Origin of the sequence: Streptomyces sp. Ag109_O5-10 (assembly GCF_900105755.1) — a bacterium.
Lineage (GTDB): Bacteria > Actinomycetota > Actinomycetes > Streptomycetales > Streptomycetaceae > Streptomyces.
This window is the reverse complement of record NZ_FNTQ01000001.1, coordinates 7,227,999-7,245,987: the sequence shown is the minus strand read 5'-3', so window position 1 is coordinate 7,245,987 and position 17,989 is coordinate 7,227,999. Positions and strand designations below refer to the sequence as shown.

Here is a 17,989-nt window from a genome sequence, read left to right as displayed (position 1 = left end):
CGTCAGCTGGAGATGCCCACCACCAGCCAGATGAAGGCCGCGCCGGCGACCGTGCACAGCAGCGTCGAGCGGGCCGGGTGCTCGTGGTGGGCCTCGGGGAGGATCTCGGCGGCGGCCAGGTAGAGCAGGACGCCGCCGAAGAGGCCGAGATAGCCGCCGAGCAGGGCCTCCGGGATGGTGAAGAAGATCGTGGAGAGGGCGCCGAGGACCGGTGCGCAGGCGTCGGCGACCAGCATCGCTATCGCCCGGCGGCGCGCGTTGCCGTAGAGGCTCGTGATCGTGAAGGTGTTGAAGCCGTCCGCGAAGTCGTGCGCGATGACCGCGAGCGCCACCGCCGCGCCCATGCCGCCGCCCACCTGGAAGGCCGCGCCGATCGCCACGCCGTCCATCGCGCTGTGGCCGACCATCGCGCCGGCCGCCGTCAGGCCCACCTCGGGCGCCCGGTGGGCGTGCTCGTCGGCGCCGTGCGCGGCCTGGCGCAGGGCCAGGGTGCGTTCCACCAGATGGGCCAGCAGGAAGCCCGCCACGAACAGGAGCAGGGCGGCCGGCACCCCGAAGACCGCGCGGCCGGCGGCGCGCAGCGCCTCCGGCAGCAGGTCGAGGCCGACCACCCCGAGCATCAGACCGCCGGCCAGTCCGAGGACCAGGTGACGACGGTCGGTCACACGCTGTGCCGTCCAGCCGCCGGCCAGCGTCATCAGGAACGCGCCGAGCGCGACGAAGACCGCCATGTGCCCTTGCTATCCGATCGACCCGCCTCAGCGCACATCCAGCACCACCAGTAACACCCTTTGTCCAGAGAGGACCGAATTCTCATGGCCGATGCCGCCGCCTCCGGCGCTGTCCCCGCCGGCAAGGTGACCTTCGTCGGCGCCGGCCCCGGCGCCGCCGATCTGCTGACGTTCCGGGCCGCGCGCGCGATCGCCGAGGCCGACGTGGTGATCTGGGCCGCGAGCCTGGTCCAGGCCGAGGTCCTCCAGCACGCGCGCGCGGACGCGGAGGTCCTCGACTCCGCGACGATGTCGCTGGAAGACGTGGTCGCCGTGTACGGGAGGGCTCACGCCCACGGGCTGCGGGTGGCCCGCATCCACTCCGGGGACCCGGCGCTCTGGGGCGGCACGCAGGAGCAGGTCGACCGGTGTGCCGCGATCGGCATCGAGGTCGAGATCGTGCCCGGCGTCTCCTCCTTCTCGGCGGTGGCCGCGCTGGCCCAGCGCGAGCTGACGATTCCCGAGGTGGCGCAGTCCGTCGTACTCACCCGGCTGGGCGGCGGCAAGACGCCGATGCCGCCCGGGGAGGAGGTACGGGAGTTCGCCCGGCACGGGACGACGATGGCGGTCTTCCTCTCCGCCGCGCGCAGCGGGCAGCTGGTGCGCGAGCTGCTGGAGGGCGGCTACCCGACGTCCACCCCGGTCGTCGTCGCCTACCAGGCGACCTGGCCGGAGGAGCTGGTCGTGCGGTGCACGATCGAGACGCTGGAGGAGACGGTCAAGGAGCACAAGCTCTGGAAGCACACCCTCTTCCTGGTCGGCCCGGCCCTGGCCGCCCACGGCACCCGCTCGCACCTCTACCACCCCGGCCACTTCCACGGCTTCCGCAAGGCCGACCCCGAGGCCCGGCGGGAGCTGCGCGAGCGGGGGGCCAGTACATGATCACGGTCGTCGGTACCGGGACGGGCGCCCCGCTGCCGCCCGGTGTGCTGGCCGGCGCCCGGCTGGTCGTCGGCGGTCGGCGGCATCTGGCTGCCGCGCCGGTTCCGGAGGATGCCGAGCGGGTGGTGCTCGGTCCGCTGGCGCCCGCCCTCGACGTCGTCGAACGGCATCGGGACAAGGGGCACCGGGTGGTCGTGCTGGCCTCCGGCGACCCCGGGTTCTTCGGGATCGTGCGGGCCCTGGCCGAGCGGTTCGGGGCGGCGGCGCTGGACGTGCGCCCGGGTGTGTCCTCCGTGGCCACCGCCTTCGCGCGTCTCGGGCTGCCCTGGGACGACGCGGTGGTGGTCAGCGCGCACGGGCGGGAGCTGCGCACGGCGGTGCATGCCTGCCGGGCGCATCCCAAGGTGGCCGTGCTGACCGGACCGGGCGCCGGGCCCGCCGAGCTGGGGGCCGCGGTGCCCGCGGACCGGCTGCTCGTCGTGGCGAGCGCCCTCGGTGACCCGGAGCGGGAGCGGCTGGAGCGGGTCACCCCGGCCGAGGCCGCCGCGCGGGACTGGGGTACGGCCGTGAGTGTCGTCCTCTGCCTCGACGAGTCACGGGCGCTGAGCGCGGTGCGGACGGTGGCGGGCGGCCGGGCGCAGCCCGCCGGGTGGGCCCTCGCCGAGGACGAGTTCGCGCACCGCGACTCGATGATCACCAAGTTCGAGGTACGGGCGCTGGCGCTGGCCCGGCTCGGACCCCGCCTCGGCGACCTGGTCTGGGACGTCGGCGCGGGCTCCGGTTCGGTGGCGGTGGAGTGCGCACGGCTCGGCGCCGCGGTCGTCGCGGTGGAGAAGGCGGCGGACGGGGTGGCGCGGATCGCGGCGAACGCGCGGGCGCACGGGGTGTACGTGGATGTGGTGTGTGACATGGCACCGGACGCCCTGGCCGGGCTCCCCGACCCCGACGCCGTGTTCGTCGGCGGGGGCGGGGCCGAACTGCCCGCGATCGTCGCCGCCTGCGCCGCGCGCGCCCGGCGGACCGTGGTGGTCGCGCTGGCCGCCCTGGACCGGGTCCCGGCGGCGCGTGCGGCGCTGACCGGTGCCGGGTTCTCCTGCGACGGGGTGCTGCTCCAGTCCTCCCGTCTCGCGCCGCTGCCGGGTGACGTGACCCGGCTGGCGGCGGCCAACCCCGTGTTCCTGCTCTGGGGGACCCGAACCGGGACACGAACACTGACCCCCTTGTCTGAAGAAGGAGTTGCCCAGTGATCGGCCTCATTTCCGCCACCGCGGCGGGGGCGGCGGCGCGCGACAGGCTGGCCGCGGCATGGCCGGACCGCACGCGGGTGTACGACGGTCCCGTCAAGGACGCCGTCCGGTCCGCGTTCGCGGAGTGCGAGCAGCTGGTGTGTTTTCTGGCCACGGGTGCGGTGGTCCGGCTGATCGCCCCGCTGCTGGGCGCGAAGGCGACGGACCCGGGCGTGGTGTGCGTCGACGAGGGCGGCCGGTTCGCCGTGTCCCTGGTCGGCGGGCACGGCGGTGGCGCGAACGAACTCGCCCGCGAGGTGGGTGAGCTGCTGGCCGCACAGCCGGTGGTGACCACCGCGACCGACTCGGTCGGGCTGCCCGGCCTCGACACCCTCGGCCTCCCCGTCGAGGGCGCGGTGGCGGCCGTGTCGCGGGCCCTGCTGGACGGCGAACCGGTCGCGCTGCACGCCGAGTCGGCGTGGCCGCTGCCGCCGCTGCCGCTGGCCGAGGAGGGCGCCTTCGCCGTCCGGCTGACCGACCGCGCGGTCGAACCCGCCGCGAACGAGGTGCTGGTGCGGCCGCCGTCCCTCGTCGTCGGCGTCGGCGCCTCCCGGGGCGCCCCGGTCGACGAGGTGCTCGGCCTCGTCGGGACGGCGCTGCGGGAGGCGGGCCTCTCGCCGCGCAGCATCGCCGAACTCGCCACCGTCGACGCGAAGTCCGGGGAACCCGGACTCGTCGAGGCGGCCGCGCGGCTCGGTGTCCCGCTGGTGACGTACTCCGCCGAGGAGCTGGCCGGGGTGCAGGTCCCCCATCCCTCGGACGCCCCGCTCGCCGCCGTCGGCACCCCTTCGGTCGCCGAGGCGGCGGCACTCGTGCGGGGCGGCGAACTCCTGGTTCCCAAGCGGAAGTCGGAGCGGGCGGACGGCCGGCCCGCCATGGCGACCTGCGCCGTCGTACGGCGTCCGGCGCGCGGGCGGCTCGCGGTCGTCGGCCTCGGCCCCGGTGCCCGGGACCTGCTCACCCCGCGGGCCAGGGCCGAACTCCGGCGCGCCGCGGTGCTCGTCGGCCTCGACCAGTACGTCGACCAGATCCGCGACCTGCTGCGGCCCGGCACCCGGATCCTGGAGTCGGGGCTCGGCGCCGAGGAGGAGCGGGCGCGTACCGCGGTCGCCGAGGCACGTGCCGGGCACGCCGTCGCGCTGATCGGCAGCGGGGACGCGGGCGTGTACGCGATGGCCTCCCCCGCGCTCGCCGAGGCCTCCGACGACATCGACGTGATCGGCGTACCCGGGGTCACGGCCGCGCTCGCGGCCGGCGCGGTCCTGGGCGCGCCGCTCGGCCACGACCATGTCTCGATCAGCCTGTCCGACCTGCACACGCCGTGGGAGGTCATCGAGCGCCGGGTGCGCGCGGCGGCCGAGGCGGACATCGTCGTGACGTTCTACAACCCGCGTTCCCGGGGCCGCGACTGGCAGCTGCCGAAGGCGCTGGCGATCCTCGCCGGGCACCGGGAGCCCACGACACCCGTCGGGGTCGTCCGCAACGCCTCGCGCCCCGACGAGTCGAGCCGGGTGACCACCCTGGCCGCGCTGGACCCGGCGTGGGTCGACATGATGACCGTCGTGACCGTGGGCAACACGGCGACCCGGAACGTCGCCGGGCGCATGGTCACCCCGCGCGGCTACCGCTGGCAGCAGAACGGCCAGGAGGAGGGCAGGTGAACCGGGTCGTCCATCCCATCGAGCAGGAGTCCTACCGGCGGCTGCGCGCCCGTCTGGACACCTCGCACCTCCCGCCGCTGACCCGGGCGGTGGTGGAGCGGGTCGTCCACTCCGCCGCCGACCTGGAGTACGCGACCGACCTGGTGACCGACGAGGCCGACCTGGTGAAGGCGCACGCCGCGCTGCACGCCGGGGCGCCGGTCGTCGTGGACGTCGAGATGGTCGCCGCCGGGATCACCCGCCGCGAGACGGTGTGCAGACTGCGCGACGCCACGGCCGTTGCCGGCCTGACCCGTTCGGCACACGCGATCCGGCTCGCCCACGAACAGGTCGGGCCCGGCGCACTCTGGGTGATCGGCAACGCGCCGACCGCGCTGGAGGAACTGCTGACGCTGGACGCCGCTCCCGCGCTCGTCATCGGCCTGCCGGTCGGTTTCGTCGGCGCCGTCGAGTCCAAGGCCGCGTTGCGCGAGAGCGGGCTGCCCGCCGTCAGCAACGTGTCCGAGAAGGGCGGTTCGGCGGTCGCCGCCGCCGCGCTCAACGCCCTGCTGTACCACCCCACTTCCGAGGAGACCCTGTGACCACCCCGCCCGCCCTGCTCATCGCCGGCCACGGCACCCGGGACGAAGCCGGGGCCGAGGCGTTCCGCGACTTCGTGCGGGAACTCGGGCGCCGCCACCCCGAACTGCCCGTCGCGGGCGGCTTCATCGAGCTGTCCCCGCCGCCGCTCGGCGACGCCGTGGCCGAACTGGTGGAGCGGGGCGTACGGCGGTTCGCCGCGGTACCGCTGATGCTGGTCTCCGCCGGACACGCCAAGGGCGACATCCCGGCCGCGCTGGCCCGGGAGAAGGAGCGGCACCCGGGGATCTCGTACACCTACGGCCGTCCGCTGGGTCCCCACCCTTCCCTGCTGTCGGTCCTCGAACGGCGCCTGGACGAGGCGCTGGGCGGTTCCTCGCGGACCGCACGGGACCGCGCCGACGTGACCGTGCTGCTGGTGGGCCGGGGTTCGACGGACCCCGACGCCAACGCCGAGGTGCACAAGGCGGCCCGCCTGCTGTGGGAGGGCCGCGGGTACGCCGGGGTGGAGACGGCGTTCGTGTCGCTGGCGGCGCCGGACGTGCCGAGCGGTCTCGACCGGTGTCTGAAACTGGGGGCGCGCCGGATCGTCGTCCTGCCGTACTTTCTCTTCACCGGGATCCTGCCGGACCGGGTGCGGCAGCAGACCGAGGGCTGGGCGGCCGCGCACCCGGAGATCGAGGTGCGTTCGGCGGACGTCGTCGGGCCCGAGCCGGAGCTGCTGGACCTGGTGATGGAGCGGTACCGGGAGGCGGTCGAGGGTGATCTGCGGATGAACTGCGACTCGTGCGTGTACCGGATCGCGCTGCCCGGCTTCGAGGACAAGGTCGGGCTGCCGCAGCAGCCGCACTTCCACCCGGACGACGACGGCCACGACCACGGACACGGACACGGACACCCTCATCATGGCGGGCACGCGCATGCACACTGAGGACGCCGCCGGCGGCGGAGGCGACAGAGGCTCCGGAGGCGGGCACGATCTGCGGCACCACGGCGACGCCGAGGTCCGGGACGGCGGTCCGGCCCTCGTCGACCTCGCGGTCAACGTGCGGACCGGCACTCCCCCGGTCTGGCTGCGGGAGCGGATCGCGGAGTCGCTCGTCGGGCTCGCCGCCTACCCGGACGGGCGGGCGGCGCGGGCGGCGGTCGCGGCGCGGCACGGGCTGCCGGTGGAGCGGGTGCTGCTGACGGCGGGCGCCGCGGAGGCGTTCGTGCTGCTGGCGCGGGCGCTGAAGGTGCGCCGGCCGGTGGTGGTGCACCCGCAGTTCACCGAGCCGGAGGCGGCGCTGCGGGACGCCGGGCACACCGTGGACCGGGTGGTGCTGCGGGAGGCGGACGGGTTCCGGCTGGATCCGGCGGCCGTCCCGGAGGACGCCGACCTGGTGGTGATCGGCAATCCCACCAACCCGACGTCGGTGCTGCATCCGGCCGGGGCGGTCGCCGGGCTCGCGCGTCCGGGGCGGACGCTGGTGGTCGACGAGGCGTTCATGGACGCGGTGCCGGGCGAGCGGGAGGCGCTGGCCGGGCGGACCGACGTACCGGGTCTGGTGGTGCTGCGGAGCCTGACGAAGACGTGGGGACTGGCCGGGCTGCGGATCGGGTACGTGCTGGCCGCGCCTGAGGTCGTCGCCGAGCTGGAGCGGGCGCAGCCGTTGTGGCCGGTGTCCACGCCGGCGCTGGCCGCGGCCGAGGCGTGTGTGGCGCCGCGCGCGCTGGCGGAGGCGGCGCACGCGGCGCACCGGGTCGCCGCGGACCGGGCGCATCTGGTGGCGGGTCTCGAGGAGTTCACGCCGGAGGGGGTGCGGGTGGCGGGACCCGCCGAGGGGCCGTTCGTGCTCGTCCGGATGGCGGGGGCGGCGGCCGTGCGGCGGCAGCTGCGGGTGCTGGGGTACGCCGTGCGGCGGGGGGACACGTTTCCCGGGCTCGACGAGGAGTGGGTGCGGATCGCGGTGCGGGACCGGGTGACGGTGAACCGGTTCCTGCAGGCGCTGGACCAGGCGCTGACGTTGACACGGGTGTGAGCGGGGGAACTGCGGGCCGTCGTACGACCGCGGGTGGCCGTGGCCGGTCGCGCAGTTCCCCCGCGCCCCTCGAAAGCAGGGCGTCAGCGTCGGCGTCGGACCACGGTCACCGCTCCTGCGCCCACCAGAATCAGCGCCAGCGCTCCTCCCAGCACGTACGGCGTCACCGAACTGCCGCCCGTCTCGGCCAGCTTCGCCGGCTTCTCCGGGGCGCCCTGGACCTTCACGTCGGAGACCGGGTCGGCCGGATCGGCGGGGTCGGCCGGGGCCGCCGCGGGGGCGGGTGGCGTCTCGCAGGTCGCCTTCGCCAGGGTCAGGGTTCCCTCCACCTCGGCCACGTTGAGCTTCAGCGGGTTGATGGAGACCTTGAGTTCGAGGGCGACTGCCGCCGCCGTGGTCGAGGTCGTCTCGCGCCTGGACAGGTCGAGGCGGACCTCGCCGACACCGGGGACCTTGACGTCGGTGGGGCCGCCCGCGCTCAGTGTCACGCGCTTGCCGAGCACGGTGACGGCCCCGAGCACGTCGGCGTCGGCCTCCGGCCGTCTGCCGGTCTCGCAGGTGGCCTTGGACGTGACCGTGTCGAGTTCGACGAGGGACAGCAGGGGCAGGCCCGGCAGGTGCAGCCGGGCGTGGGCGAGGTGCACGGAGGCCTCGGCGCGGTCGGCGGTGACGGTCGCCTTCGCCGCGGCGGCGTCCGCGCCGAGGACGTTGAACGGCTTGCCGCCGTCGACTCCGTCGAGTGTGGCGGTCAGCGCCGTCCGGTCGGCGCTCTGCGGTGCCTGGACGGCGTTCAGGGAGACCGCGAGCGGGACGTTCACGGTCTTGTCGAGGAGGGAGACGTCGAGCCCGGTGCGCAGGACGACCGCGCTCGCGCGACCGTGGTCGGTGGTCGCGTGTGCGGTGCCCGTGCCGGCCAGGGCGGCGGGACCCGCGGCCAGGGCCGTGGCCGTCGCGAGGGTCGCGAGACGGCGTGCGGACGTACGGAACGTGTCGCTGTTCAAGGTGGTGGGACCCCCAGAGGAAACTTGCTCGGGACCCGCCAAGAATTACGCACTGTGGGTGAACGGGCGGCAATCCTGCGTCACTTCACTCAATAGTGGACTTTCCGTGCACGCATTCGACTCGGTCGGCACAGGAGTTCCCTTACTCCACGACCTGCCCGTTCAGCACCACTCTCCGGGGGGACGCGAGGACGCGTACGTCCGCGCGCGGGTCGCTCTCGTACACCACCAGGTCCGCCGGCGCGCCCTCCTCGAGGCCCGGCCTGCCGAGCCAGGCACGGGCCGCCCAGCTGGTCGCCGCGAGCGCGTCCAGGGCCGGGATCCCGGCGGTCACCAGCTCGGCGACCTCGCCCGCGACCAGGCCGTGGGCCAGGCTGCCGCCGGCGTCGGTGCCGACGTACACCGGGATCCCGGCGTCGTAGGCGGCCCGGACGGTGTCGTAGCGGTGCTCGTACAGCCGGCGCATGTGGGCCGACCAGCGGGGGAACTTGGCCTCGCCGCCCGCCGCCAGGTCCGGGAAGGTGGCGATGTTGACGAGGGTCGGGACGATCGCGACGCCCCGGGCGGCGAACAGGGGGATCAGGTCCTCGGTCAGTCCCGTGGCGTGCTCGATGCAGTCGATGCCGGCCTCGACCAGGTCCTGGAGCGAGTTCTCGGCGAAGCAGTGGGCGGTGACCCGGGCGCCGAGCCGGTGGGCCTCGGCGATGGCCGCCTCGACGGCGTCCCGGGGCCAGCTGGGGGCCAGGTCACCGAGGTCGCGGTCGATCCAGTCGCCGACCAGCTTGACCCAGCCGTCACCGCGCCGGGCCTCCTGGGCGACGTACGCGACCAGGTCGTCCGGCTCGATCTCGTGGGCGAAGTTCTTGATGTAGCGGCGGGTGCGGGCGATGTGCCGGCCGGCCCGGACGATCTTCGGGAGGTCGTCGCGGTCGTCGACCCAGCGGGTGTCGGACGGCGACCCGGCGTCCCGGATGAGGAGGGTGCCGGCCTCGCGGTCGGTGAGCGCCTGCTTCTCGGCCGTCGCCGCGTCGACGGGGCCGTGCGGGCCGAGGCCGACGTGACAGTGGGCGTCGACGAGACCGGGGAGCGCCCAGCCCGCCACGGTCCGGACGTCACGGGCGCCGGCGGGCCGGTCGTAGGAGATCCGGCCGTCCACCACCCACAGCTCGTCGCGGACGTCCTCGGGGCCCACGAGGACCCTGCCCTTCACGTGCAGCACCGCGTGATCGCTCATGGGCCTCAGCCTAGGACGACCGGCACCCCCTCTTCGATGCGGCCCGGCAGCCGGCCGCCGGCCCTTCCCGGCTAGTGCCGCGGCACTAGTCCGGGGTCTCCTCCTCCACCTGGGCCATGGCCGGGTCGAGGAGACGGGAGAGGAAGTGGCGGGTGCGCTCGTGGGCGGGGTTGCCGATGACCCGGTCCGGCGTGCCGTCCTCGACGACGACTCCACCGTCCATGAAGACGACCCGGTCGGCGACTTCCCGGGCGAAGGTCATCTCGTGGGTGACCACCATCATGGTCATGCCCTCCCGCGCCAGCATCCGCATCACCGCCAGGACGTCCCCGACCAGCTCCGGGTCGAGGGCGGAGGTCGGCTCGTCGAAGAGCATCACCTCGGGGCCCATGGAGAGCGAGCGGGCGATCGCCACCCGCTGCTGCTGGCCGCCGGAGAGGGCGGCGGGATAGGCGTCCGCCTTCTCGGTCAGGCCCACGCGGGCGAGGTTCTCGGCGGCGACCCGTGCCGCCGCCGCCTTGTCCCGGCGCAGCACCCGGCGTTGCGGCAGGGTGAGGTTCTCGGTGACCGTGAGGTGCGGGAACAGGTTGAACTGCTGGAAGACCATGCCGATCCGGCGGCGCACGGCGTCGATGTCGACGTCCGGGTCCGTCAACTCGGTGCCGCCGACGAACACCTGCCCCTGGGTGGGCTCTTCCAGGAGGTTGACGCAGCGCAGCAGGGTGGACTTGCCGGAGCCGGACGGGCCGATGACGCAGACCACCTCGCCCTGGCCGATCTCCAGGTCGATGCCGCGCAGCACCTCGTTGTCGCCGAAGGACTTGTGCAGGCCCTTCACCACGATCTCGGGTCGGCTCACTTGACGGCCTCCTGGGCCTTCGCCTCCATGCGGCGCACGACGAAGCCGAGCGGGATCGTGACCAGCAGGTAGCACAGGCCGGCGACGAGGATCGGCGTGGAGTTGGCGGTCGTACTGGCCAGGTCGCGGCCGTACTTGGACAGTTCGCGCTCCTCCAGGGTGACGCCGAGGAAGAGCACCAGGGAGGAGTCCTTGAAGAGGAGGACCAGTTCGTTGGTCAGCGGCGGGAGGATGATGCGGAACGCCTGCGGGATGACGATCGAGACCATGGCGCGGGCGGGCGAGAAGCCCAGTGAACGGGCCGCCTCCAGTTGTCCCTTGGGGACCGCCTGGATGCCCGCGCGGATCGTCTCGGCCATGTAGGCGGCGGCGACCAGGCCGAGCGCGAGGGCGACCTTGCCGTAGGTGCCGCCGACGATCTCGGTGCCGGGGAAGGCGAGCGGGACGGCGACGCCGATGAAGATGAAGATCAGCAGGGCGGGCAGGCCGCGGAAGATCTCGATGTAGATGCCGGCCAGCCAGCGGTAGGGCCCGACCGACGACAGCCTCATGAGCGCGATCACCATGCCGAGGGCCAGCCCGACGACGAAGCCGGACAGGGTGTAGAGCACGGTGTTCTTCAGCGCCAGCGTGATGACGTCCGGGAACATCTGTCTGGCGATGTCCCACTGGGCGAACTGGTTCTGCAGCCGTCCCCAGTCGGCGCCGACGGCGAAGGCGACGACGGCGGCGACGAAGACGACGTACTGCGCCCCGCGCGAGAGCCGGCGCTTCTGCCGCCGGGACAGGCCCGTGCGGCGCGGCTGGAGTTCCGTGTCCGTCCCTGCGGTCATGAGGCGGCGGGGGACGCGGCCGAGGCGTCGTAGGGACCGATCCACTTCTCGTACAGCTTCTTGTACGTGCCGTCGGCCTTGGCGTCGGTGATCGCCTTGTTGACGGCGGCGAGCAGCTTGGTGTTGCCCTTCTTCACCGTGAAGCCGTACTGCTCGCCGGTGTTGATGTTCCCGGCGACCTGGAAGGCGTCCGCGTTGGCCTTGTCCTTCAGCCAGCCCTGGACCACCGGGTAGTCGATGACGACGGCCTTGACCTGGCCGGTGCGCAGGCCGTTGAGGACGGCGTCGGAGGACTCGAAGGAGACCGGATCGAAGCCCTGCTTGCCGACGTAGTCCTCGCCGGTGGTCTGCGCCTGGGCGCCCAGCTTGATCTTCTTGGCCTTGGCGTCGGCCAGCGAGGTGATGCCGCTGTTCTTGCCGACGAGCAGGGCCTGGGTGGCGTCGAAGTACGGGTCGGAGAAGTCGACGTTCTTCTTCCGCTCGGCGGTGATGGTCATGCCGGCCGCGGCCAGGTCGCACTCGCCCGAGTTGAGGAAGGCACCGGTCTTGAAGTTCTCGAAGGGCGTGTCGAGGATCTGCTGCTTCACGCCGAGGTTTTCGGCGACCAGGTCGATCATCGACACGTCGAAGCCCTGCACCTTGCCGTCGATCTCCGACTGGAACGGCGGGTACGGCAGGTGGGTGCAGGTGGTGAGCTGCCCGGCCTTGACGAGTTCGACCCCGCCGGCTGCCGTCCTGGAGGCGCTGGAGCCGTTGCCGCTCGACGTGCAGCCGGCCACGAGGGCCAGCCCGGCCGCGGCGGTGGCGGCGGCCAGGGCGCGAGCCCGGCGGCGCCCGAGGAGCGTGGTCACGAGACCTCCCGTGAGTCTGTGGGTGAGCTCCCGTCGGTCTGTGAGGGAGCTTTGGATTCCGGTTCTACGGGTTCCGATTATAAGGAGATGTTTGGCTTTCCCAAACCAAACCGATGGCCAGCCGATCGCCCGGCCTAAGAAATCGCCGGTCGGGGCGGTGAAGGGGCGGCGGTTACGCTCGTCTTGATCCACCTGCCGCGACTGAGGAGAGCCCCGCCGTGACCCACCCCTTCCTCGACCTGCCCCCGCTGACCGCCGCCCGCTTCGCCGCGATCGAGGACCGGGTGGCCCGGCTGCTGGACACCCGCCAGGACGTCGTGATCATGCAGGGCGAGGCGCTGCTGCCCCTGGAGGGCGCGATCAGGGCCGCGGCCGGACCGGGGACGACCGCGCTGAACGTGATCACCGGCCCGTACGGGCAGACGTTCGGGAACTGGCTGCGGGACTGCGGCGCGACGGTGATCGACCTCGCGGTGCCGTTCCACACGGCGGTGACGGCCGGGCAGGTCCGGGAGGCGTTCGCCGAGCACCCGGAGATCGACTTCGTGTCCCTGGTGCACGCGGAGGCGGCGACCGGCAACACCAACCCGGTCGCGGAGATCGGCGAGGTGGTACGGGCCCACGGCGCCCTCTTCTACCTGGACGCGGTCGCCTCGGTCGGGGCCGAGCCGGTGCTGCCGGACGCGTGGGGCGTGGACCTGTGCGTGATCGGGGCGCAGAAGGCGATGGGCGGCCCGGCCGGCGTCTCGGCGGTTTCGGTGAGCGCGCGGGCGTGGGCCCGGATGGCGGCGAACCCGAACGCCCCGCGCCGCTCCTACCTCTCCCTGCTGGACTGGAAGGAGCGCTGGGTCGACGGTGGCCGCAAGGCGCTGCCGCACGCGCCGGCGCAGCTGGAGATGCTCGCCCTGGAGGCGTGCGTCGAGCGGATCGAGGCGGACGGCCCGGAGACCGTGATGGCCCGGCACCGCACGGCCGCACTGGCCACCCGCGCCGGGGCGGTGGCCCTCGGCGGCGGCCTGGAGCCGTACGTGTACGCGGAGTCCGACGCGGCACCGGTCGCCACGACGCTCCGGGTGCCGCCGGGCGTGGTCGCGTCGGAGCTGGTCGCCGAGGCGCTGGCGGGCGACGGAACCCTGCCACTGGCCGCGGGCGGGGGCGCCCTGGCCGGGGAGATGATCCGGGTCAACCACTACGGGGTGGACGCGACGGCCGGCACCGTCCGGTCGAGCCTGGCGGCGATCGGCGCGGGACTGGCGGAGCGGGGGCTCGCGGTGGACCCGGAGGGCGCCCGGCGGGCGGTCGAGTCCACCTGGCGGCAGCAGTCCGGACGGTTGCGGGAGCGGACACCCGGCGATATCGGCGCCTGAATTCAAGGAAATCTCGAATTCCTTTTCTGTGGATGGCTTACCCGAGTTCTTCTGCCCGGTTTTTGCGTAGCTAAACGGAGAAAATTTCGTCCAGGTTTCAACCCTGTGACACACTCCACACAGCGGGGTTATTCGCCCGAATTGTAGTGGTACATATTGGGACATACAGGCAGCCAAAATTCGGCCACCGGCGATGCTCGCCGTGCATTTTTGCATTTGCCTCGCTAAATTCAATTCGCATGACTGCCCCACAAGCAGACCTGATCGTCGACCGCCCGCTGGTGACCGACGGTGCCGCTCTCTGGCGTATCGCCAAGGATTCCGGAAGCCTCGATCTGAACTCCTCGTACAGCTATCTGCTGTGGTGCCGGGATTTCGCCGGCACCTCGGCGGTGGCGCGGGGCGCGGACGGCGAGCCCGTCGGGTTCGTGACCGGATACACCCGGCCGGACCGGCCGGACACGCTGCTCGTCTGGCAGGTGGCCGTGGACGCCACGCAGCGCGGGCGCGGCATCGCGGCACAACTGCTGGACGGGCTCACGGCGCGGGTGGCCGTCGACCGGCCGCTCACCGCCGTCGAGACCACCATCACGCCCGGCAACACCGCCTCCGAGCGCCTGTTCACCTCGTACGCCGCCCGGCACGGCGCCGTCGTCGAACGCACGGTGCTGTTCGAGGCCGGTGAGTTCCCCGACGGTCCGCACGACCCCGAAGTCCTGTACCGCATCGGCCCCTTGACCCCCACATCGCACTGAGGAGCCCCGCCGTGACCATCATCCAGCCCGACCTGAGCGTCTTCGAGACCCTGGAGTCCGAGGTCCGCAGCTACTGCCGCGGCTGGCCGACCGTGTTCGACCGGGCCCGGGGCAGCCGCATGTACGACGAGGACGGCCACGAGTACCTCGACTTCTTCGCCGGCGCCGGATCACTCAACTACGGCCACAACAACCCCGTACTGAAACGGGCGCTGCTCGACTACCTGGAACGGGACGGCGTCACCCACGGCCTCGACATGTCGACCACGGCCAAGCGGTCGTTCCTGCAGACGTTCCAGGACCTGGTGCTGCGGCCGCGCGAGCTGCCGTACAAGGTCATGTTCCCGGGGCCGACGGGGACGAACGCCGTCGAGTCGGCGCTCAAGCTCGCCCGGAAGGTGAAGGGGCGCGAGGCGATCGTGTCGTTCACCAACGCCTTCCACGGGATGTCCCTCGGCTCGCTCGCCGTCACCGGCAACGCTTTCAAGCGGGCCGGGGCCGGGATCCCGCTGGTGCACGGCACACCGATGCCCTTCGACAACTACTTCGAGGGGACCGTCCCGGACTTCCTGTGGTTCGAGCGGCTGCTCGAGGACCAGGGGTCCGGGCTCAACAAGCCGGCCGCGGTGATCGTGGAGACCGTGCAGGGCGAGGGCGGCATCAACGTCGCCCGGCCCGAGTGGCTGCGTGCCCTGAAGGAGCTCTGCGAGCGGCAGGACATGCTGCTGATCGTGGACGACATCCAGATGGGCTGCGGACGCACCGGCGCCTTCTTCTCCTTCGAGGAGTCGGGGATCGTCCCGGACATCGTCACCGTGTCCAAGTCCATCAGCGGCTACGGGCTGCCGATGTCGCTGTGCCTGTTCCGGCCCGAGCTGGACGTGTGGGAGCCGGGCGAGCACAACGGCACCTTCCGCGGCAACAACCCCGCGTTCGTCACCGCGGCCGCCGCCCTGGAGAGCTACTGGACCGACGGCCCGGCGATGGAGAAGCAGACCCGGACCAAGGGCGAGCAGGTCGAGCAGGGGCTCATCACGATCGTCGAGGAGAACCTGGCGGACGTGCGCGAGTACCGGGGGCGGGGCCTGGTGTGGGGCCTGGAGTTCCACGACAAGGAGCGGGCCGGGCGGATCGCCCGGCGCGCCTTCGAACTCGGGCTGCTCATCGAGACGTCTGGGCCGGAGAGCGAGGTCGTCAAGCTGCTGCCCGCCCTGACCGTCACCCCGGACGAACTGGACGAGGGGCTGAGCATCCTCGCCCGCGCCGTCCGCGAGACCGTCTGACCGGATCAGAACCAAGGAGGTTGTACACCACCGTGATCGTCCGTTCGTTCAAGGAGATCGAAGGCACCGACCGGCATGTGAAGTCCGCGTCCGGGACCTGGGAGAGCAAACGCATCGTCCTCGCGAAGGAGCGGGTCGGCTTCTCGCTGCACGAGACGATCCTCTACGCGGGCACCGAGACGACGATGTGGTACGCCAACCACATCGAGGCCGTCGTCTGCGTCGAGGGCGAGGCCGAGCTGACCGACCACGAGACCGGGACGTCGTACACGATCACCCCCGGGACCATGTACCTCCTCGACGGGCACGAGCGGCACTCGCTGCGCGTCAAGGCGGACTTCCGCTGCGTCTGCGTGTTCAACCCGCCGGTCACCGGCCGGGAGGACCACGACGAGAACGGCGTCTATCCCCTGCTGACGGAGGAGGGCTGACCATGACCACCGTCACCGACCTGTACCCGAGCCGGGGCCCCGTCGAGGTCGCCGTCCCCCGCAAGGACCCGGTCGTCTGGTCGGCGCCCGGCGCCGCCGGGCCGATCCCCACCGACCGGCTGAAGGCGTTCGAGCGGGACGGCTTCCTCACCGTCGACCAGCTCATCGGGGACGACGAGGTCGCCATGTACCAGCGGGAGCTGGAGCGGCTGATCACCGACCCGGCGATCCGGGCCGACGAACGCTCCGTCGTGGAGCCGAAGTCGAAGGAGATCCGGTCCGTCTTCGAGGTGCACCGGATCAGCGAGGTGTTCGCGAACCTGGTGCGCGACGAGCGGGTGGTCGGCCGGGCCCGGCAGATCCTCGGCTCGGACGTGTACGTCCACCAGTCCCGGATCAACGTCAAGCCGGGGTTCGGCGCCAGCGGCTTCTACTGGCACTCGGACTTCGAGACCTGGCACGCCGAGGACGGCCTGCCGAACATGCGCACGGTGTCCGTCTCGATCGCCCTGACCGAGAACCACGACACCAACGGCGGCCTGATGATCATGCCGGGCTCGCACCGGACGTTCCTGGGCTGCGCCGGTGCCACCCCGGAGGACAACTACAAGAAGTCGCTGCAGATGCAGGACGCGGGCACCCCGTCGGACGAGGCGCTGACGGAACTGGCCTCGCGGCACGGCATCAAGCTGTTCACCGGCCGGGCCGGGTCGGCGACCTGGTTCGACTGCAACTGCATGCACGGCTCGGGCGACAACATCACGCCGTTCCCGCGCAGCAACGTCTTCATCGTGTTCAACAGCGTGGAGAACACGGCGGTGGAGCCGTTCGCCGCGCCGGTGCGCCGGCCCGAGTTCATCGGGGCGCGGGACTTCACGCCGGTCCGCTGAGCGTCCGCCTCTCCCCTTCAGGGGCCGTCACGTCCGACGTGGCGGCCCCTGAGCCGTGTCACGGCGCGGGGTAGTCCGGGCAGCGCTCCTGCGCCCGGGGAACGCGGCGCGGACCTGACCGGCCCGAGCCGCCCGGGTCAGCCCGCGAGGGCGTCGAGCAGGCGGTCCACGTCGTCGGTCGTGTTGAAGAGGTGGAAGGCGGCGCGCAGGTTACCCGCGCGGTCGGAGACCTCGATGCCGGCCCGGCTCAGTGCGGGCTGCCGGCCGCCGAGCCCGGGGACCGAGACGATCGCCGAGCCGGGCGCGGGCACCGGCTCGTGCCCGAGGACCGCGAGCCCGGCACGGAACCGGTCGGCGAGGCCCACGTCGTGGGCGTGCACGGCGGCCATGCCGAGTTCCTCGATCAGGTCGAGCGAGCGGCGCAGGCCGGCGAACGTGAACAGGGCATGGGTGAGGTCGAACCGGCGGGCGGAGTGGGCGAGTTCGGCGACCGGGCCGTAGCAGCTCTGCCACGGCTCCTCGCCCGCGACCCAGCCCGCGAGCAGCGGGGTCAGGCCGCCGAAGTCCTCGGGGAGCACGAGGAAGGCCACGCCGTGCGGGCCGAGCAGCCACTTGAAGGAGACGGACGCGGTGAAGTCGTACCCGTCGGCGTCCATCGGCAGCCAGCCGGCCGCCTGGGAGAAGTCCACGTAGGTGCGGGCCCCGTGCGCACGGGCGGCCTCGCGGAGCGCGGGCAGGTCGGCGAGCCGGCCGTCCGCCGACTGGACCGCGCTGACCGCCACGAGGGCGGTGTCCGGGCGGACGGAGTCCGCGATGCGCTCCAGCGGCACCGCACGGACCTTCAGGTCGCCGCGGACGTGGAACGGGTTCAGTACGGAGGTGAAGTCGTCCTCGGCGGTGAGGACTTCGGCGCCGGCCGGCAGCGAGGCGGCGATCACGCCGGAGTGCGCGGCGACCGAGGCGCCCGCCGCGACCCGGGTCACCGGGACGCCGGCGAGCCGGGCGTAGGCGGCCCGGCACGCCTCCACGTCCTCGTACAGCGGGGTCAGCGGCCGGCCCTCGGCCCGCAGCAGCGCCGCCTCGTGCAGGGCGGCCACGGTACGGGCGGGCAGCAGGCTGTTGCTCGCGCTGTTGAGGTAGACGGTCTTCGGCGCGAACTCGGCGCGGACGAGGCTCTCGAACGACTCCGTGGTCTCCATGCGTCCACTCTGCGGCCCGGGGAACCCCCCGTCCATTGCGGATTTCTACGTGGATACGCTAAGCGACGCTTATACGACAGCCCTGAC

At 72.7% G+C, this 17,989-nt stretch carries 18 protein-coding genes; 11 read left to right on the top strand and 7 right to left on the bottom strand.

Going from position 1 to position 17,989, the window contains the following annotated elements:
• Nucleotides 1–2 precede the first annotated feature (2 nt).
• Nucleotides 3–731 (bottom strand): ZIP family metal transporter, encoded by a 729-nt coding sequence (locus tag BLW82_RS33025; RefSeq protein WP_093504656.1) that lies wholly within the window; start codon nucleotides 729–731, stop codon nucleotides 3–5.
• 84 nt (nucleotides 732–815) lie between these two features.
• On the opposite strand from BLW82_RS33025, the gene cobM reads away from it, so the two are divergent.
• The 6 genes from cobM to cobC are packed head-to-tail and all read left to right on the top strand — an operon-like array spanning nucleotide 816 to nucleotide 7,199.
• Nucleotides 816–1,652, top strand: a complete 837-nt coding sequence (gene cobM, locus BLW82_RS33020; protein WP_093504654.1) for a precorrin-4 C(11)-methyltransferase — start codon at nucleotides 816–818, stop codon at nucleotides 1,650–1,652.
• Nucleotides 1,649–2,899 carry a precorrin-6y C5,15-methyltransferase (decarboxylating) subunit CbiE gene (gene cbiE, locus BLW82_RS33015; protein ID WP_093504652.1) on the top strand — a complete coding sequence of 417 codons (1,251 nt, stop codon included), beginning with the start codon at nucleotides 1,649–1,651 and terminating at the stop codon, nucleotides 2,897–2,899. Before cobM ends, cbiE begins: the two co-directional genes overlap by 4 nt.
• The gene (gene cobJ / locus BLW82_RS33010) at nucleotides 2,896–4,599 is read left to right on the top strand and encodes a precorrin-3B C(17)-methyltransferase (RefSeq protein WP_093504650.1); all 1,704 of its coding nucleotides are present in this window, start codon (nucleotides 2,896–2,898) and stop codon (nucleotides 4,597–4,599) included. The genes cbiE and cobJ overlap by 4 nt, the downstream gene beginning before the upstream one ends.
• Entirely contained in the window at nucleotides 4,596–5,180 is a 585-nt protein-coding gene (locus BLW82_RS33005; protein ID WP_093504648.1) for a precorrin-8X methylmutase, read from the top strand. Before cobJ ends, BLW82_RS33005 begins: the two co-directional genes overlap by 4 nt.
• The gene (locus BLW82_RS33000; RefSeq protein ID WP_093504646.1) at nucleotides 5,177–6,109 is read left to right on the top strand and encodes a sirohydrochlorin chelatase; all 933 of its coding nucleotides are present in this window, start codon (nucleotides 5,177–5,179) and stop codon (nucleotides 6,107–6,109) included. Before BLW82_RS33005 ends, BLW82_RS33000 begins: the two co-directional genes overlap by 4 nt.
• Nucleotides 6,099–7,199 (top strand): Rv2231c family histidinol phosphate aminotransferase CobC, encoded by a 1,101-nt coding sequence (gene cobC / locus BLW82_RS32995; protein WP_256216030.1) that lies wholly within the window; start codon nucleotides 6,099–6,101, stop codon nucleotides 7,197–7,199. Before BLW82_RS33000 ends, cobC begins: the two co-directional genes overlap by 11 nt.
• Nucleotides 7,200–7,282: 83 nt before the next feature.
• Here cobC and BLW82_RS32990 read toward each other — a convergent pair whose 3' ends face one another.
• The 5 genes from BLW82_RS32990 to BLW82_RS32970 form a co-directional block, all read right to left on the bottom strand.
• A complete protein-coding gene (locus BLW82_RS32990; protein WP_093504642.1) occupies nucleotides 7,283–8,200 on the bottom strand; it encodes an SCO1860 family LAETG-anchored protein in 918 nt (305 codons plus the stop codon).
• 142 nt (nucleotides 8,201–8,342) lie between these two features.
• Complete coding sequence (locus tag BLW82_RS32985; RefSeq protein ID WP_177233154.1) at nucleotides 8,343–9,434, bottom strand: amidohydrolase family protein; 1,092 nt, start codon at nucleotides 9,432–9,434, stop codon at nucleotides 8,343–8,345.
• A gap of 85 nt (nucleotides 9,435–9,519) precedes the next feature.
• Nucleotides 9,520–10,293, bottom strand: coding sequence for an amino acid ABC transporter ATP-binding protein (locus BLW82_RS32980; protein WP_093504640.1), 774 nt, complete (start codon nucleotides 10,291–10,293; stop codon nucleotides 9,520–9,522).
• Nucleotides 10,290–11,126, bottom strand: a complete 837-nt coding sequence (locus BLW82_RS32975; protein ID WP_093504638.1) for an amino acid ABC transporter permease — start codon at nucleotides 11,124–11,126, stop codon at nucleotides 10,290–10,292. Before BLW82_RS32975 ends, BLW82_RS32980 begins: the two co-directional genes overlap by 4 nt.
• The gene (locus BLW82_RS32970) at nucleotides 11,123–11,977 is read right to left on the bottom strand and encodes a transporter substrate-binding domain-containing protein (protein ID WP_093504636.1); all 855 of its coding nucleotides are present in this window, start codon (nucleotides 11,975–11,977) and stop codon (nucleotides 11,123–11,125) included. Before BLW82_RS32970 ends, BLW82_RS32975 begins: the two co-directional genes overlap by 4 nt.
• 218 nt (nucleotides 11,978–12,195) lie before the next feature.
• Here BLW82_RS32970 and BLW82_RS32965 point away from each other — a divergent pair, with 218 nt between their 5' ends.
• The 5 genes from BLW82_RS32965 to thpD all read left to right on the top strand — a co-directional run bounded on the left by BLW82_RS32965 (nucleotide 12,196) and on the right by thpD (nucleotide 16,703).
• Complete coding sequence (locus BLW82_RS32965; RefSeq protein WP_093504634.1) at nucleotides 12,196–13,344, top strand: pyridoxal-phosphate-dependent aminotransferase family protein; 1,149 nt, start codon at nucleotides 12,196–12,198, stop codon at nucleotides 13,342–13,344.
• A gap of 239 nt (nucleotides 13,345–13,583) precedes the next feature.
• Nucleotides 13,584–14,099: a diaminobutyrate acetyltransferase gene (ectA, locus tag BLW82_RS32960; RefSeq protein ID WP_093504632.1), complete on the top strand. Its 516-nt coding sequence runs from the start codon at nucleotides 13,584–13,586 to the stop codon at nucleotides 14,097–14,099.
• 11 nt (nucleotides 14,100–14,110) lie between these two features.
• The gene (gene ectB / locus BLW82_RS32955; protein ID WP_093504630.1) at nucleotides 14,111–15,382 is read left to right on the top strand and encodes a diaminobutyrate--2-oxoglutarate transaminase; all 1,272 of its coding nucleotides are present in this window, start codon (nucleotides 14,111–14,113) and stop codon (nucleotides 15,380–15,382) included.
• Between the two features lie 32 nt (nucleotides 15,383–15,414).
• Nucleotides 15,415–15,813 carry an ectoine synthase gene (locus BLW82_RS32950; protein ID WP_093508405.1) on the top strand — a complete coding sequence of 133 codons (399 nt, stop codon included), beginning with the start codon at nucleotides 15,415–15,417 and terminating at the stop codon, nucleotides 15,811–15,813.
• 2 nt (nucleotides 15,814–15,815) lie between these two features.
• Nucleotides 15,816–16,703 (top strand): ectoine hydroxylase, encoded by an 888-nt coding sequence (gene thpD / locus BLW82_RS32945; protein ID WP_177233153.1) that lies wholly within the window; start codon nucleotides 15,816–15,818, stop codon nucleotides 16,701–16,703.
• Nucleotides 16,704–16,840: 137 nt separating this feature from the next.
• Here thpD and BLW82_RS32940 read toward each other — a convergent pair whose 3' ends face one another.
• Nucleotides 16,841–17,902: an aminotransferase class V-fold PLP-dependent enzyme gene (locus BLW82_RS32940; RefSeq protein WP_093504628.1), complete on the bottom strand. Its 1,062-nt coding sequence runs from the start codon at nucleotides 17,900–17,902 to the stop codon at nucleotides 16,841–16,843.
• Nucleotides 17,903–17,989 lie beyond the last annotated feature (87 nt).